Below are 13,220 nucleotides of genomic sequence, written 5' to 3' on the forward strand. Positions count from 1 at the left end.
TCAGACTCCGTGCTGTTTGAAGTGGGTGAAGAAGCTGGCGACATGGGCCGGATCAAGCTCGTCGAGGGTGGCCGGGTTCCAGTGCGGGGTTTTGTCTTTGTCGATAATCAGCGCTCGCACGCCTTCGATCAGGTCGCCGCGATCAAACCACTGACGGTCAAGATGCAGTTCAAGGGCGAAGCACTGTTCCAGCTTGAGTTCGCGGCCGTGGCGCAGCATTTGCAGGGTCACAGCCATGCCTAAAGGCGAGCGTGTCTGCAGCAGGTCGGCGGTTTCAAGCGCCCACTCGCGGCTTTCGGCAGCTGTTGTCGCGCGCAGTGCGGCGACGATGGCGGGCACGCTGTCGAGGGCGAAAACCTGATCAATCAAGGGGCGGAATTTGGCCAGCGGTGCCTCAGGCAAGTTGGGCACGGCGAAAGTGGCCAGTAGCGCCTTGAGGTCTTCAAGGGGGTTTTGCTGCCATTGCAGGGTGTCGAGGCTTTGATCCAGTTCAGGCAGTCGGGCACTTTCGGTGTAGCAGTCTGCAAGGCCGCAATACAGCGCGTCAGCGGCGCGGATGTGCACGCCGCTGACCCCCAGGTAGGTGCCCAGCTGGCCCGGGGTTCGGGTCAGGAAATAACTGCCGCCCACGTCCGGAAAATAACCGATCGAAACTTCGGGCATTGCCAGTCGGCTGCGCTCTGTCACCAGCCGCAGGTCGGCGCCCTGAGCCAGTCCCATGCCGCCACCCAGAACGTAGCCGTCCATCAGCGCGAGCACCGGTTTGGGGTAGTGATGCAGGGTCAGGTCGAGGGCGTACTCTTCTTCGAAAAAGGTTTTGTGCAGGGTGCCACCGCTCTTGTAACTGTCATACAGCGAGCGAATGTCGCCGCCGGCACAGAAGGCTTTTTCGCCTGCTCCGCGCAGCACGACTGCCTTGATCCTTGAGTCCTGGGCCCAGGCATCAAGCTGATGTTGCAGGCTGCGCACCATTTCCAGGTCGATTGCGTTGAGGCCGGCGGGGCGGTTCAGGGTCAGGTGGCCAATCTGGTTGCGCACCTGGGCCAGGACCGTGCTTTGAGTCGGCTCGACATCCTGTGTCGGTGAGGATGAAACCTGAGCAGTCATCACAAACTCCCTGCTTTGTCTTGTTATTAGGTGTGTTCGCGGGCGAACGATAGTCGATGCTAACAGTGCAAATTTGCACTGTACAACCCTGATAAGTGCAGGGTTGGTGTGCATTTTTGCATGTCGGGTGTGCAGCAATGCGCAGGCTTACTGCGCCAGCCAGCCACCGTCGACATTCCATGCCGCACCGCGCACCTGACTGCCGGCTTCGCTGCACAGGAACAGCACCAGTTCACCCAGTTGCGGCGGGGTGACGAACTCCAGTGAGGGTTGTTTCTCGGCCAGCAGATCGTGCTGCGCCTGGTAGGGGTCGATACCCTGGCTGATACGCTGGTCAATCTGCTTCTGGACCAGCGGGGTCAATACCCAGCCAGGGCAAATTGCGTTGCAGGTGATGTTGCTGGTGGCAGTTTCAAGGCCCACGACTTTGGTCAGGCCGATGACCCCATGTTTGGCGGCCACATAAGCAGCTTTGCCGACCGAGCCCACCAGCCCATGCACCGAGGCAATATTGACGATGCGACCCCAGCCACGTTTGCGCATGCCCGGCAAGGCAAGGCGAGTGCTGTGGAAGACCGCAGACAGGTTGATGGCGATGATCGAGTCCCAGCGCTCCACCGGGAATTCTTCAACGCTGCAGACATGCTGAATGCCGGCGTTATTGACCAGGATGTCGATGCCGCCGAATTCACGTTCGGCGTAGCTGAGCATGTCGGCGATTTGTGCGGGATCACTGACATCTGCCGGATGATGGCCAACCTTGCCGCCGAACTGTTCCATCTCGGCAACGACTTTGCTGGCGTCGCCAAAACCGTTGAGTATCAGGTCGGCTCCAGCTCTGGCCAGACTCTGTGCGATGCCCAGGCCTATGCCGCTGGTGGAACCGGTAACCAAGGCAGTTTTACCCTTAAGGCTCATGATCAATTCCTCAGGTGAGACACGACGGGTTCGTGAATGAGGAAACGTAGCACGAGGCTTGCAATCGCGGATACGAAACGGCCCGCCAAAGGCGGCAATGCTGTTCATTCAAACCACTGCGATTACAACCGCAGGGTTTACTTATGTGAACTGCATTGCCCCAAAAGGCGGGCCGTTTTCACGCAGGGCCGGGATCAGTCCTGGCGGCTGGTGACTTCCAGCAGGTGGTAGCCGAACTGGGTTTTAACCGGGCCTTGCACCACGTTGATTGGCGCGCTGAATACGACAGTGTCGAATTCCTTGACCATCTGGCCCGGGCCGAACGAGCCCAGATCGCCGCCTTGACGGCTGGACGGGCAAGTGGAGTTAGCTTTTGCGACTTCGGCGAAATCAGCGCCGCCTTCGATTTGTGCTTTCAGTTCGTTGCACTTGTCTTCGCTGGCAACGAGGATGTGACGGGCAGTGGCTTTAGCCATGAGAGAGTACTCCTTTCAAGAAAGTGCTGAGCCTACCGGATTCAGTGGGGTTTTTCCTGGCAAAAGTTCCCGGGGCGGCATTTTTGCTGCCGCCCCGGCTCTCTCAGGCGCTAGCCTTGGCGCAGAGGCGCTGCGCCTGCAGTTGTCCGGCTGCATGGCGCAGCAGTTGTTCGGTCGCATCCCAGCCCAGGCAACCGTCGGTCACGGACACGCCGTAACGCAGGGTTGCGCTCAACGGCTGGCAGCCTTCGAACAGATGGCTTTCGAGCATCATGCCGATCAGCGAGCGGTCGCCTTCCAGGCGCTGGGCAAGTACGTCATTGAACACCTCGGGCTGGCGCAGTGGATTTTTGCTGCTGTTGGCATGGCTGCAGTCCACCATCAATCGGGCGGGTATGGCATTTTTCTCAAGCCCGGCCCGGGCGCGGGCCACGCTGCTGCGGTCGTAGTTCGGGCCGCTATGGCCGCCGCGCAGCACCAGATGGGTGTCGGGGTTGCCCGGGGTCTGGACGATTGCCGGATGGCCCTGGCTGTCGACCCCGAAGTGACGATGGCCATGGGCGGCAGAGCGCATGGCATCGCTGGCAATCGCCACGCCGCCGTCGGTGCCGTTTTTGAATCCTACGGGCATCGCGAGGCCGCTGGCCATTTCGCGGTGAATTTGCGACTCGGTGGTGCGTGCGCCAATGGCCACCCAGCCCAGCAGGTCGTCGAAGTAACCGGCAGCCATGGGTTGCAGTAGTTCCTTAGCAATTGGCAGGCCCATGCCCAGCATCTCGAGCATCAGTTCGCGGGACAGGGTAAGGCCGTGGGCCATGTCATCACTGCCATCCAGGTGCGGGTCGTAGGCCAGGCCTTTCCAGCCCACAGTGGTGCGAGGTTTTTCGATGTAGGCACGCATCACCAGCAACATGTCGTCGCGCAGATCGTGGGCCAGAGCGGCAAGGTTGCTGGCGTATTCCAGAGCAGAGACCGGGTCATGGATGGAGCAGGGGCCGACCACTATCAGTAAGCGGGAGTCTTCACCGTTCAAGATGGCGCGAATGGCCTGGCGTTGCTGGCTGACCTGACGGCCAAGGGTGTCGCTGAGGGGCAGCTGCTGTTTGAGCTGCGCCGCGCCGGGCAGGCGTCGGGTCAATACGGATGCAGGAGACTGGTGTACCGGCAGAGCAGAAATGGATGCGTTCATGGTGTACGTCCTGGGCAGGCGGCGGATTGTTCCGCGCGCTCGGCCCTACTGGGGTGTTCGACAATTGGCCAGACTGGCTGTGAGTGCATGCGTGCCACCAATGTGGGTCCGTTCGGAGGCGGCTGACTGTCCCGAGCGGCGGCTGATAAATCGCCATGCAGTGCAAAGGTCGAAGCGGTAATAAGTGGCGTAGTTCATGGGGAAGATTCCTTTAATTAATGATTTTCGGGGCCTGAAAAAACAAAACCCCCGGTCGGGAAGCCGACCGGGGGTGAGAATTCTCTGGTAGGCGACCCCTAAGTAGTGGGCGCCGTGTGGGTATCAGGCGCGCCAGTGGCTAAACCAATACCCAAAATAAAATCGTGCAGCGTTCGCGCACACAGATTCGGCCACGCGAGATTCGCCTGTGGTCTTACAAATGTCTGTGGGGGCGTGATGCAACATGTGCTGTCTCCGATAAGTGCTGGGAGCTTACTCGACTCCGCCGGACCTGTTCAATCAAAAAATACTATGGGCCCGAGCTGGCAAAACTATGGGCGCGCGCAGGGGGCAGGGAAGGGGTGGCAACCACAACCGGTCACGGTTGTGTCCTGCAAGGTCACGGCTTTGCGCTTGCTTTGCAGTTTTGCCATGGATCATTGGCTCATGATAGGTAGGTTGGGTTAAGAGTTTTTTGCTAAGGTGTCGGCAATCAACCAAGACCAATTTGCGAGGTGTCGACTTGATTCGGGTTCTAGTGGTCGATGACCATGATCTTGTGCGTACAGGCATCACCAGAATGCTGGCCGATATCGAGGGCCTGCAAGTGGTCGGTCAAGCCGAGTCCGGTGAGGAGTCGCTGATCAAGGCGCGTGAGCTAAAACCGGATGTGGTCTTGATGGATGTCAAAATGCCCGGTATTGGCGGCCTCGAAGCTACCCGCAAAATGATGCGCAGCCACCCTGACATCAAAGTGGTTGCAGTGACTGTGTGCGAAGAGGATCCGTTCCCGACGCGGCTGTTACAGGCTGGGGCTGCCGGGTACATGACCAAGGGTGCCGGTCTCGCAGAAATGGTCCAGGCCATTCGCCTGGTGTTCGCCGGCCAGCGCTATATCAGCCCGCAAGTGGCTCAGCAGCTGGCGCTCAAGTCGTTCCAGCCTGCCAGCGACTCGCCGTTCGATGCCTTGTCCGAGCGAGAAATCCAGATTGCCCTGATGATTGTCGGCTGCCAGAAGGTCCAGGTGATTTCCGACAAACTTTGCCTGTCCCCGAAAACGGTCAACACCTATCGCTATCGGATATTCGAGAAGCTGTCAGTCAAAAGTGATGTGGAACTGGCCTTGCTGGCTGTCCGGCACGGCATGGTAGACGCTGGTTGACGATGACTGACAAGTTCGATGCCAGTGCGTTTCTTTCGACCTGCAGCGGTCGGCCCGGCGTGTATCGCATGTTCGATGGCGATGCGCGACTGCTTTACGTGGGCAAAGCCAAGAACCTCAAAAAGCGCTTGGCCAGCTATTTCCGCAAAACCGGCCTGGCGCCCAAAACAGCGGCGCTGGTGGGGCGTATCGCGCAAATTGAAACCACCATTACGGCTAACGAAACCGAGGCGCTGCTACTTGAGCAGACCCTGATCAAAGAGTGGCGGCCGCCGTATAACATCCTGTTGCGCGACGACAAGTCCTATCCCTACGTGTTTCTGTCGGACGGCCAGTACCCGCGCCTGAGCATTCATCGCGGCGCCAAAAAACTGAAGGGCAAGTATTTCGGACCTTACCCCAGCGCCGGGGCCATTCGTGAAAGCCTGAGCATCCTGCAAAAAACCTTTATGGTGCGCCAGTGCGAAGACAGCTACTTCAAAAACCGCACCCGTCCTTGCTTGCAGTATCAGATCAAGCGCTGCAAGGGGCCTTGCGTCGGGCTGGTTGACCCCCAGGTGTATGCCGAAGATGTACGCCACTCAGTGATGTTCCTTGAAGGCCGCAGCAGTGCGCTGACCGACGAGTTGAACAGCGAGATGGAGCAGGCCGCCAGCACCCTGGACTTTGAACGCGCTGCCGAAGTGCGTGACCAGATATCGTTGCTGCGCCGGGTTCAGGATCAGCAAAGCATGGAGGGCGGCACCGGCGATGTGGATGTCATCGCCGCGTTCGTCAACCCGGGCGGTGCCTGTGTGCATTTAATCAATGTGCGCGGCGGGCGAGTGCTGGGCAGCAAGAACTTCTTCCCCCAGGTCGGTATCGAGGAGGACGTTGCCGAAGTCATGGCCGCCTTCCTCGGGCAGTACTACATCAGCAGCCCTGAGCGCGATCTGCCGAGCGAATTGATCGTTAACGTCGAGCATGAAAGTTTCGACGCAATCATCGATGCCATCGAGGCCCTGCGTGGACGGGAACTGGCCATCAGTTACCGTGTGCGCGGCACCCGTGCCCGCTGGCAGCAATTGGCGGTGACCAATGCCGAGCAGGCTCTGGGGGCCCGCCTGGCCAACCGTCTGCATGTGGCGGCGCGCTTTGAAGCCCTGGCCCAAGTGCTCAAACTCGATGAGATCCCGCAACGGCTGGAGTGCTATGACATCAGTCACTCCAGTGGCGAAGCAACGGTTGCGTCCTGCGTGGTATTTGGCCCTGAAGGTCCGATCAAGTCCGACTACCGGCGTTTCAACATCGAGGGCGTCACCCCTGGCGATGACTATGGCGCCATGCATCAGGCACTGATGCGCCGTTTTAGCCGGCTAAAAGAGGGCGAGGGCAAGCTGCCGGACATTCTGCTGGTGGATGGCGGCAAGGGGCAGTTGTCGATGGCCCGCGATGTGCTCAATGAACTGGCAATCCCGGACCTGGTGTTGCTCGGTGTGGCCAAGGGCACCACCCGCAAGGCAGGCTTCGAAACCCTCTACCTGAACGACGCGGCCCATGAGTTCACGCTCAAAGGTGATTCGCCGGCCTTGCATCTGATCCAGCAGATCCGCGACGAAGCTCACCGCTTTGCCATTACCGGGCATCGTGCCCGGCGTGGCAAAACCCGGCGCACCTCAACCCTGGAAGGCATCGCCGGGGTAGGGCCGACCCGCCGTCGCGACTTGCTGAAGCATTTTGGCGGGTTGCAGGAGTTGACCCGTGCCAGCATCGAAGAAATCGCCAAGGCGCCGGGGATCAGCAAAAAACTCGCAGAGCTGATTTATGCGAATCTGCACAGCGAATAAATAACCCTTGGCCCCCGGGTTCTCTTCACAAGACCTCAAACCTGCCCCTGTCGCTTAAACTGGCTGCTCAGCAGGGCAGCCGATTCTGGTATGGTTGGGGTCTGTCACATTATCCGACTTGTGTGGGAACTCCGTTAGACATGCACCGGGAATGCTCCTAGAATTTGTCTCTCAGACCGCAACACCGAGTAGACTGCCCCCCTCACCTCGTAGCCAGTTGTGCCGATGAATATCCCTAATTTGATCACCGTACTACGCGTTCTGCTGATTCCTTTCTTTATTCTGTTGTTCTATCTCCCCTATAGCTGGAGCTATGTGGCCTCCAGTTCAGTCTTCGCATTTGCGGCGGCGACGGACTGGCTCGACGGATACCTGGCCCGGCGGCTGGAGCAAAGCACCCCGTTTGGCGCTTTCCTGGACCCGGTTGCCGACAAGCTGATGGTCGCTGTAGCCCTGGTTTTGCTGGTGCAGGAACATCACAACGTGTGGCTGACCCTGCCTGCCGCAGTGATCATTGGCCGTGAAATCGTAATCTCTGCGCTCCGTGAATGGATGGCAGAGCTGGGCGCGCGGGCACAAGTTGCCGTGTCCAACATGGGCAAGTGGAAGACCGCGGCACAAATGCTGGCGTTGATCATCCTGCTGGCCAATCCGTCCGATTTCAGCTTCTGGGTAGTGGTGGGTTATGCACTGCTGCTGGTCGCTGCGGGGCTTACCCTGTGGTCGATGGTGCAGTATTTGCGGGCTGCCTGGCCGCATTTGAAGACCACCTCGACCAAATAAATAAAACTTTTTGAATCAAGGGCTTGACGCATTTTTTGATTCATATAGAATGCCGGCACCAAGACGCGGGAATAGCTCAGTTGGTAGAGCACGACCTTGCCAAGGTCGGGGTCGCGAGTTCGAGTCTCGTTTCCCGCTCCAAACATTGCACTGCAGATTTTTACCGATCTGCAAGTGATTGAAACAAGGACCTTCGGGTCCTTTTTTCGTTGCGGCGAAAACCACTGAAATCCAGCACTGACTCTGTTCGGGAGCTGGCTTGCCGGCTGATGTATCGGGCTTTGACACTCTGCCAGCGCGAGCAAGCCCCTCATGCCGGGGCGGGGTGGTCAGGCCCCCCTTTGAGCCGCTTTCGCTGGCGCAAGTCTCAATGGGCCGCCAGCGGCTGGCAGTCGGCGGCTTCGGGCCGGGGGCGAATGATCAGCAGGGCGGCCGTGGCAATCACCAACGGTACCACCAGCGCGCTGTAATAGCCTGCGGGGCCGCCGTGTTCGAGAAACCAGCCGCCGCTCGCAGAGCCGATGATGGCTCCCACACGCCCCAGCGCAATGGCCCAGCCGGTGGCAGTTGCGCGCAATGCGGTGGGATACGCCTGGGCAACCATGTAGTTCAACACGATTTGCTGACCGCCAATACCCAGGCCTGCGCAACCGGCGAGGGTGAATACCAGTGCCCAGTGGTTGCCACTGTTAGCCAGGCCCAGGCACAGGGCAATGCCAAATCCGAACAGGATCAGCAGCAACAGTCGGGTATTGATTTTCGGCAGGATGATCGAGAGCGGGATCGCGCAAACCACAAACACCGTATTGACCGCCACCGTGCCCATGGGCGCCTGCTCTGCCGGCAGGCCGGTGGCTTTGAGCACGGTAGGCAGCCAGGACAGAAGCATGAACCATGCAATCCAGTTGAACAGGTACACCGTCCATATCCCGAGAGTGTTGCGGGCCAGCCCGGTGCGGAACAAAGAGCTCACCCCGGTTTTAACCTCCAGTTCCGGAACACTGTAGGTACTGTCCGGGTCAATCCGGGTATTTGTGATGCCTGTGAGGATTTTTCCGATCAGGTTGCGGCTGACAACGCTTTGGCGCCTGGTTAAAAAATACAAGGATTCGGGGAGGGCGAAGATCAGTACCGCCAGCAGTAACAGCGGCACGATGCCACCCACTGCAAAGATGCCTTGCCAGCCAATGGACGGCAGCATCCAGGCGGCCAGCAAACCGCCCAGAATGGCCCCGGCAGGCAACCCCAGCAATACCGTAGTCATGATCGTGCCACGCTGTCTGGCGCTGCCGTACTCGGCTGCCAGCGATAGCACCACGGGGGTCGCGCCGCCCATGCCGATGCCTGCAATAAAGCGCAAGACCAGGATCTGTTCCGTCGTTCGGGCAAAGGCGGTCGCCAGGGATGCAATGGCAAACAGTGCGACTGCAGTGATGATGATCGGCCGGCGCCCGAGCTTGTCGGCCATTAACCCCAGAGCCATTGCCCCGAGCACCATGCCGACAATCCCGGCGGTCAGGATCGGTGCCAGCGCACCAGCCCCCAGCCCGAACGCCTGAATGATTGAAGGGCCGGTGAAGGCAATCGCCTGGGTATCGAAACCGTCGAGAATCGCCACGAAAAAACACAGGGCAAAAACCCGCCATTGAAAGGCGCTGATGGGTCGGCTGTCGATCAGTTCGGGAATGGAATAGTGCGTGCTCATGGCGGCTCCGGCAGTTCCAGGATTTTTTATAGTTATGGGCAGGCACAGCCTGCCGGGGCAGAGGCTAAATGCCGCTGCCGTGGGCGTCTAATATCATTTGGGTGGCGTGCAATACCTCAAAGGTATGGCTGGCGCAGGGGCGGTAAAGACCGGCCATGCAGACCGGTGCTCCGATCCGCTGGCGGTGAGGGGCAGTGAGGCCGCAGGCGACCCCATGCAGTTGGACTGGGGTGTTATTGAAGCAACGGCACGCCGCTGAGTTCCTGCAAGGCTTCGAAGCTGATATCCGCCAGAATTTCACGTACCAGCAGGCCTTGGGCGGTGACGTCCAGAATCGCCAGATCGGTATAGATCCGGCTGACGCAGCCGATGCCCGTCAGCGGGTAGGTACACTGCGGCACCAGTTTGCTTTCGCCGGTCTTGGTCAGGTGATCCATCATTACGAATACCTGGCGCGCGCCGGTGGCCAGGTCCATCGCGCCGCCCACCGCAGGGATCGAACCCTCGGCGCCCGTGTGCCAGTTGGCCAGATCGCCTTTGACCGAGACCTGGAAAGCACCCAGTACGGCAATGTCGATGTGGCCGCCGCGCATCATCGAAAACGAATCGGCGTGATGGAAATAGGCGCCACCGGCGAGCAATGTCACATGCTGCTTGCCGGCGTTGATCAGGTCATCATCTTCTTCCCCCGGGGCCGGGCTCGGGCCCATGCCCAGCACGCCGTTCTCGCTGTGCAGGAACACTTCCTTGTCACCCAGGTAGTTCGCCACCAGGGTCGGTACGCCGATGCCCAGGTTTACATAAGCACCCTCGAGAATATCCTCGGCCACGCGCTGGGCCATTTCATTGCGCGAAAGTTTTTTCATGACGGTCATGGTGGGCCTCAGTTGACGTTGGCGATCGGGGAGCGGGCGGATGGCACCTGGACCACACGCTGGACAAATATCCCCGGGGTGATGATGTGCTCGGGGTCCAGTTCACCCAGCTCGACGATCCGGTTGACCTGGGCGATGGCCGTGGTCGCCGCCATGGCCATGATCGGTCCGAAGTTACGCGCGGCTTTGCGGTAGGTCAGGTTGCCCCAGCGGTCGCCCTGTTCGGCCTTGATCAGCGCGACATCGGCGTGCAGTGGCATTTCCAGCACATAGTTGCGGCCCTCGATGACCCGGGTTTCCTTGCCTTCGGCCAACAACGTGCCGTACCCGGTCGGGGAATAGAACGCACCGATTCCGGAGCCGGCCGCACGGATGCGTTCGGCCAGGTTGCCCTGGGGTACCACCTCCAGCTGCACTTTCCCGGCCCGGTACAGCTCGTCAAACACATAGGAGTCGGACTGGCGCGGGAACGAGCAAATCACCTTGGCGACCCGTCCGGCCTTGAGCAGTGCGGCCAGGCCGATTTCACCGTTGCCGGCGTTGTTACTGATGATGGTCAGGTCGCGAGCGCCCGAGGCAATGACCCCGTCCACCAGTTCCGACGGCATGCCGGCAGTGCCGAAGCCACCCACCATGATGATCGAGCCATCGGCAATTCCATCCAGTGCGGCAGCGATGGATTCGAAGGTTTTGTTGATCAAGGCGTGCTCCTGTTTTTAGTTTGAGTGAACAGATCAATCTGCATGGCCGACCACTGGGGCACGGTCCGACAGAGCATGTGCCTAGGGTGCCAAACATTCAGCCCGAGAGGGCGGTGCTGCATGCGATGTCGTGCGATTAACGAACGCTAGGTGACATTTTGCCCGCCCCGCAGCGCCATTTCGAAGCGCGGGATCTGTTGTTAAGTACTTATAAATCAAGGGCTTGGAGCATCCTGGCAACGCTGCGCCGGGCCCTGCGAGGCAAGACGCCGATGGCCGGCGTGCCACTTTGCACAAAGCGGATAGCGGTCTGCAGGTAACGGATATTGCCCGGCGCGCAGGTCGTGGACACTGCCAATACCCCATAACAACAACGGAGGCTCAGGCCATGTCCATAGGCGTCGAGTATCTCAATTCCTTGCTTGAAGAAAACCGTGATGAAGGCCGCTTCCGCTGCAAGCGTGAGATGTTCACCGACCCTCGCTTGTTCGACCTTGAAATGAAGCACATTTTTGAAGGCAACTGGCTGTACCTGGCCCATGAAAGCCAGATCCCGCAGAACAACGACTACATCACCCTGCAGATGGGTCGTCAGCCGGTCTTTATCGCGCGCAACAAAGACGGGGTGCTCAATGCCTTCCTCAATGCCTGCAGCCACCGCGGGGCGATGCTGTGCCGGCACAAGCGCGGCAACAAGTCGTCCTATACCTGCCCGTTCCACGGCTGGACGTTCAACAACTCCGGCAAGCTGCTCAAGGTCAAGGACCCGGGCAACGCAGGCTATCCCGCCAGCTTCAACTGCGAGGGCTCCCACGACCTGACCAAAGTCGCCCGCTTTGAGTCATACCGGGGTTTTCTGTTCGGCAGCCTGAATGCCGATGTGGTGCCCCTGGCCGAACACCTGGGGGAGTCGGCAAAGATCATCGACATGATCGTCGATCAGTCCCCCGATGGCCTGGAAGTCCTGCGCGGCTCCTCCAGCTACATCTACGAAGGCAACTGGAAACTGACCGCCGAAAACGGTGCCGACGGTTACCACGTCAGTTCGGTGCACTGGAACTATGCCGCCACCCAGAACCAGCGCAAAGAGCGCCAGAGCGGTGATGCCAACCCCACCATGAGTGCCGGTGGCTGGGCCAAAAGTGGTGGCGGCTTCTACTCGTTCGACAAGGGCCACATGCTGCTCTGGACGCGCTGGGCGAACCCCGAGGACCGGCCGTTATATGAGCGCCGTGATCAGTTGGTCAGTGATTTCGGACAGGCCCGCGCCGACTGGATGATCGGCAACTCGCGCAATCTGTGCCTGTACCCCAATGTCTATCTGATGGACCAGTTCAGCTCGCAGATCCGCATTGCCCGGCCTATCTCGGTCAACCAGACCGAGATCACCATCTACTGCATTGCCCCGGTGGGCGAGAGTGCAGAAGCCCGGGCCCTGCGCATTCGTCAGTACGAAGACTTCTTCAACGTCAGCGGTATGGCCACCCCCGATGACCTGGAGGAATTCCGTTCCTGCCAGATCGGTTACCAAGGCAGTGCCACCGCCTGGAACGATATGTCCCGTGGCGCCGAACACTGGGTCGAAGGGCCGGACGAGGCGGCGCTGGAAATTGATTTGCAGCCGTTGCTCAGCGGCGTGCGCACCGAAGACGAAGGGTTGTTTGTGGAACAGCACAAGTACTGGCAAGACACCATGTTGCAGGCCGTGGCCGCTGAACAGGCAGGCAAGATCCCTGCGCGGGAGGTCCAATGAGCCTGTCATACGACACCGTGCGCGATTTCCTGTATCGCGAAGCCCGGCATCTGGACGATAAACAGTGGGACCAGTGGCTGGAACTCTACGCCGCCGATGCGACGTTCTGGATGCCGTCCTGGGATGACGATGACGCGCTGACCGAGGACCCGCAAAGCGAAATATCGCTGATCTGGTACGGCAGCAGGGAAGGTCTGGAAGACCGCATTTTCCGGATCAAGACCGAGCGTTCCAGTGCCAGCATCCCGGACACCCGCACCTCCCATAACTTGAGCAATATCGAGATTGTCGAGCGCAGCGCGGACCAGTGCGTAGTGCGTTTCAACTGGCACACCCTGAGCTTTCGCTACAAGACCGTCGACAGTTATTTCGGCACCAGCTTCTACACCCTCGACACCCGCGGTGAACAGCCGCTGATCAAGGCCAAGAAAGTGGTGCTGAAAAACGACTATGTGCGCCAGGTCATCGATATCTACCACCTGTAAACCGGGCTGCATTCCAGCGCCCGCCAAGCGTGCGGGGGGAGT

The 13,220-nt window shown here is 59.6% G+C and carries 12 protein-coding genes and 1 tRNA gene; 6 read left to right on the forward strand and 7 right to left on the reverse strand.

Going from position 1 to position 13,220, the window contains the following annotated elements; genetic code table 11:
• The 4 genes from JQ848_RS09510 to JQ848_RS09525 form a co-directional block, all read right to left on the reverse strand.
• Nucleotides 1-1,107 (reverse strand): enoyl-CoA hydratase/isomerase family protein, encoded by a 1,107-nt coding sequence (locus JQ848_RS09510; protein WP_003445038.1) that lies wholly within the window; start codon nt 1,105-1,107, stop codon nt 1-3.
• Between the two features lie 147 nt (nt 1,108-1,254).
• Nucleotides 1,255-2,025 (reverse strand): 3-hydroxybutyrate dehydrogenase, encoded by a 771-nt coding sequence (gene hbdH, locus JQ848_RS09515; protein WP_003445036.1) that lies wholly within the window; start codon nt 2,023-2,025, stop codon nt 1,255-1,257.
• Nucleotides 2,026-2,219: 194 nt separating this feature from the next.
• Nucleotides 2,220-2,501, reverse strand: coding sequence for a peptidylprolyl isomerase (locus tag JQ848_RS09520; RefSeq protein WP_003445034.1), 282 nt, complete (start codon nt 2,499-2,501; stop codon nt 2,220-2,222).
• A gap of 103 nt (nt 2,502-2,604) precedes the next feature.
• On the reverse strand, nt 2,605-3,690 hold the full coding sequence (locus JQ848_RS09525) for a 3-deoxy-7-phosphoheptulonate synthase (protein WP_235972442.1): 1,086 nt from the start codon (nt 3,688-3,690) through the stop codon (nt 2,605-2,607).
• A gap of 721 nt (nt 3,691-4,411) precedes the next feature.
• Between JQ848_RS09525 and gacA the strand changes: the two genes are divergently transcribed.
• The 4 genes from gacA (at nt 4,412) to JQ848_RS09545 (ending at nt 7,800) form a co-directional block, all read left to right on the forward strand.
• Complete coding sequence (gene gacA / locus JQ848_RS09530) at nt 4,412-5,050, forward strand: response regulator transcription factor GacA (protein ID WP_003445030.1); 639 nt, start codon at nt 4,412-4,414, stop codon at nt 5,048-5,050.
• 2 nt (nt 5,051-5,052) lie between these two features.
• The gene (gene uvrC / locus JQ848_RS09535; RefSeq protein WP_010657433.1) at nt 5,053-6,876 is read left to right on the forward strand and encodes an excinuclease ABC subunit UvrC; all 1,824 of its coding nucleotides are present in this window, start codon (nt 5,053-5,055) and stop codon (nt 6,874-6,876) included.
• 225 nt (nt 6,877-7,101) lie between these two features.
• On the forward strand, nt 7,102-7,659 hold the full coding sequence (gene pgsA / locus JQ848_RS09540; protein ID WP_003445025.1) for a CDP-diacylglycerol--glycerol-3-phosphate 3-phosphatidyltransferase: 558 nt from the start codon (nt 7,102-7,104) through the stop codon (nt 7,657-7,659).
• Nucleotides 7,660-7,724: 65 nt separating this feature from the next.
• Nucleotides 7,725-7,800 (forward strand) — tRNA-Gly (locus JQ848_RS09545).
• Nucleotides 7,801-8,026: 226 nt separating this feature from the next.
• Here JQ848_RS09545 and JQ848_RS09550 read toward each other — a convergent pair.
• The 3 genes from JQ848_RS09550 to JQ848_RS09560 form a co-directional block, all read right to left on the reverse strand.
• Entirely contained in the window at nt 8,027-9,364 is a 1,338-nt protein-coding gene (locus JQ848_RS09550) for an MFS transporter (protein WP_202210534.1), read from the reverse strand.
• A 233-nt stretch (nt 9,365-9,597) separates the two neighbouring features.
• Nucleotides 9,598-10,239 (reverse strand): 3-oxoacid CoA-transferase subunit B, encoded by a 642-nt coding sequence (locus JQ848_RS09555; RefSeq protein WP_003446304.1) that lies wholly within the window; start codon nt 10,237-10,239, stop codon nt 9,598-9,600.
• Between the two features lie 8 nt (nt 10,240-10,247).
• Nucleotides 10,248-10,940 carry a 3-oxoacid CoA-transferase subunit A gene (locus tag JQ848_RS09560; protein ID WP_003446305.1) on the reverse strand — a complete coding sequence of 231 codons (693 nt, stop codon included), beginning with the start codon at nt 10,938-10,940 and terminating at the stop codon, nt 10,248-10,250.
• 388 nt (nt 10,941-11,328) lie between these two features.
• Here JQ848_RS09560 and benA point away from each other — a divergent pair, with 388 nt between their 5' ends.
• Nucleotides 11,329-12,693 (forward strand): benzoate 1,2-dioxygenase large subunit, encoded by a 1,365-nt coding sequence (benA, locus tag JQ848_RS09565; RefSeq protein ID WP_003446307.1) that lies wholly within the window; start codon nt 11,329-11,331, stop codon nt 12,691-12,693.
• Entirely contained in the window at nt 12,690-13,178 is a 489-nt protein-coding gene (gene benB, locus JQ848_RS09570) for a benzoate 1,2-dioxygenase small subunit (protein ID WP_127197055.1), read from the forward strand. The genes benA and benB overlap by 4 nt, the downstream gene beginning before the upstream one ends.
• The last annotated feature ends 42 nt before the right edge of the window (nt 13,179-13,220 follow it).

It is taken from the genome of Pseudomonas paraversuta, from assembly GCF_904067025.1.
Lineage (GTDB): Bacteria > Pseudomonadota > Gammaproteobacteria > Pseudomonadales > Pseudomonadaceae > Aquipseudomonas > Aquipseudomonas paraversuta.

What these genes read in the sequence shown, in the direction of transcription:
- JQ848_RS09510 (WP_003445038.1), bottom strand. Translation starts at nt 1,107, where the DNA reads ATGACTGCTCAGGTTTCATCCTCACCGACACAGGATGTCGAGCCGACT.
- hbdH (WP_003445036.1), bottom strand. Translation starts at nt 2,025, where the DNA reads ATGAGCCTTAAGGGTAAAACTGCCTTGGTTACCGGTTCCACCAGCGGC.
- JQ848_RS09520 (WP_003445034.1), bottom strand. Translation starts at nt 2,501, where the DNA reads ATGGCTAAAGCCACTGCCCGTCACATCCTCGTTGCCAGCGAAGACAAG.
- JQ848_RS09525 (WP_235972442.1), bottom strand. Translation starts at nt 3,690, where the DNA reads ATGAACGCATCCATTTCTGCTCTGCCGGTACACCAGTCTCCTGCATCC.
- uvrC (WP_010657433.1), top strand. Translation starts at nt 5,053, where the DNA reads ATGACTGACAAGTTCGATGCCAGTGCGTTTCTTTCGACCTGCAGCGGT.
- pgsA (WP_003445025.1), top strand. Translation starts at nt 7,102, where the DNA reads ATGAATATCCCTAATTTGATCACCGTACTACGCGTTCTGCTGATTCCT.
- JQ848_RS09550 (WP_202210534.1), bottom strand. Translation starts at nt 9,364, where the DNA reads ATGAGCACGCACTATTCCATTCCCGAACTGATCGACAGCCGACCCATC.
- JQ848_RS09555 (WP_003446304.1), bottom strand. Translation starts at nt 10,239, where the DNA reads ATGACCGTCATGAAAAAACTTTCGCGCAATGAAATGGCCCAGCGCGTG.
- benA (WP_003446307.1), top strand. Translation starts at nt 11,329, where the DNA reads ATGTCCATAGGCGTCGAGTATCTCAATTCCTTGCTTGAAGAAAACCGT.
- benB (WP_127197055.1), top strand. Translation starts at nt 12,690, where the DNA reads ATGAGCCTGTCATACGACACCGTGCGCGATTTCCTGTATCGCGAAGCC.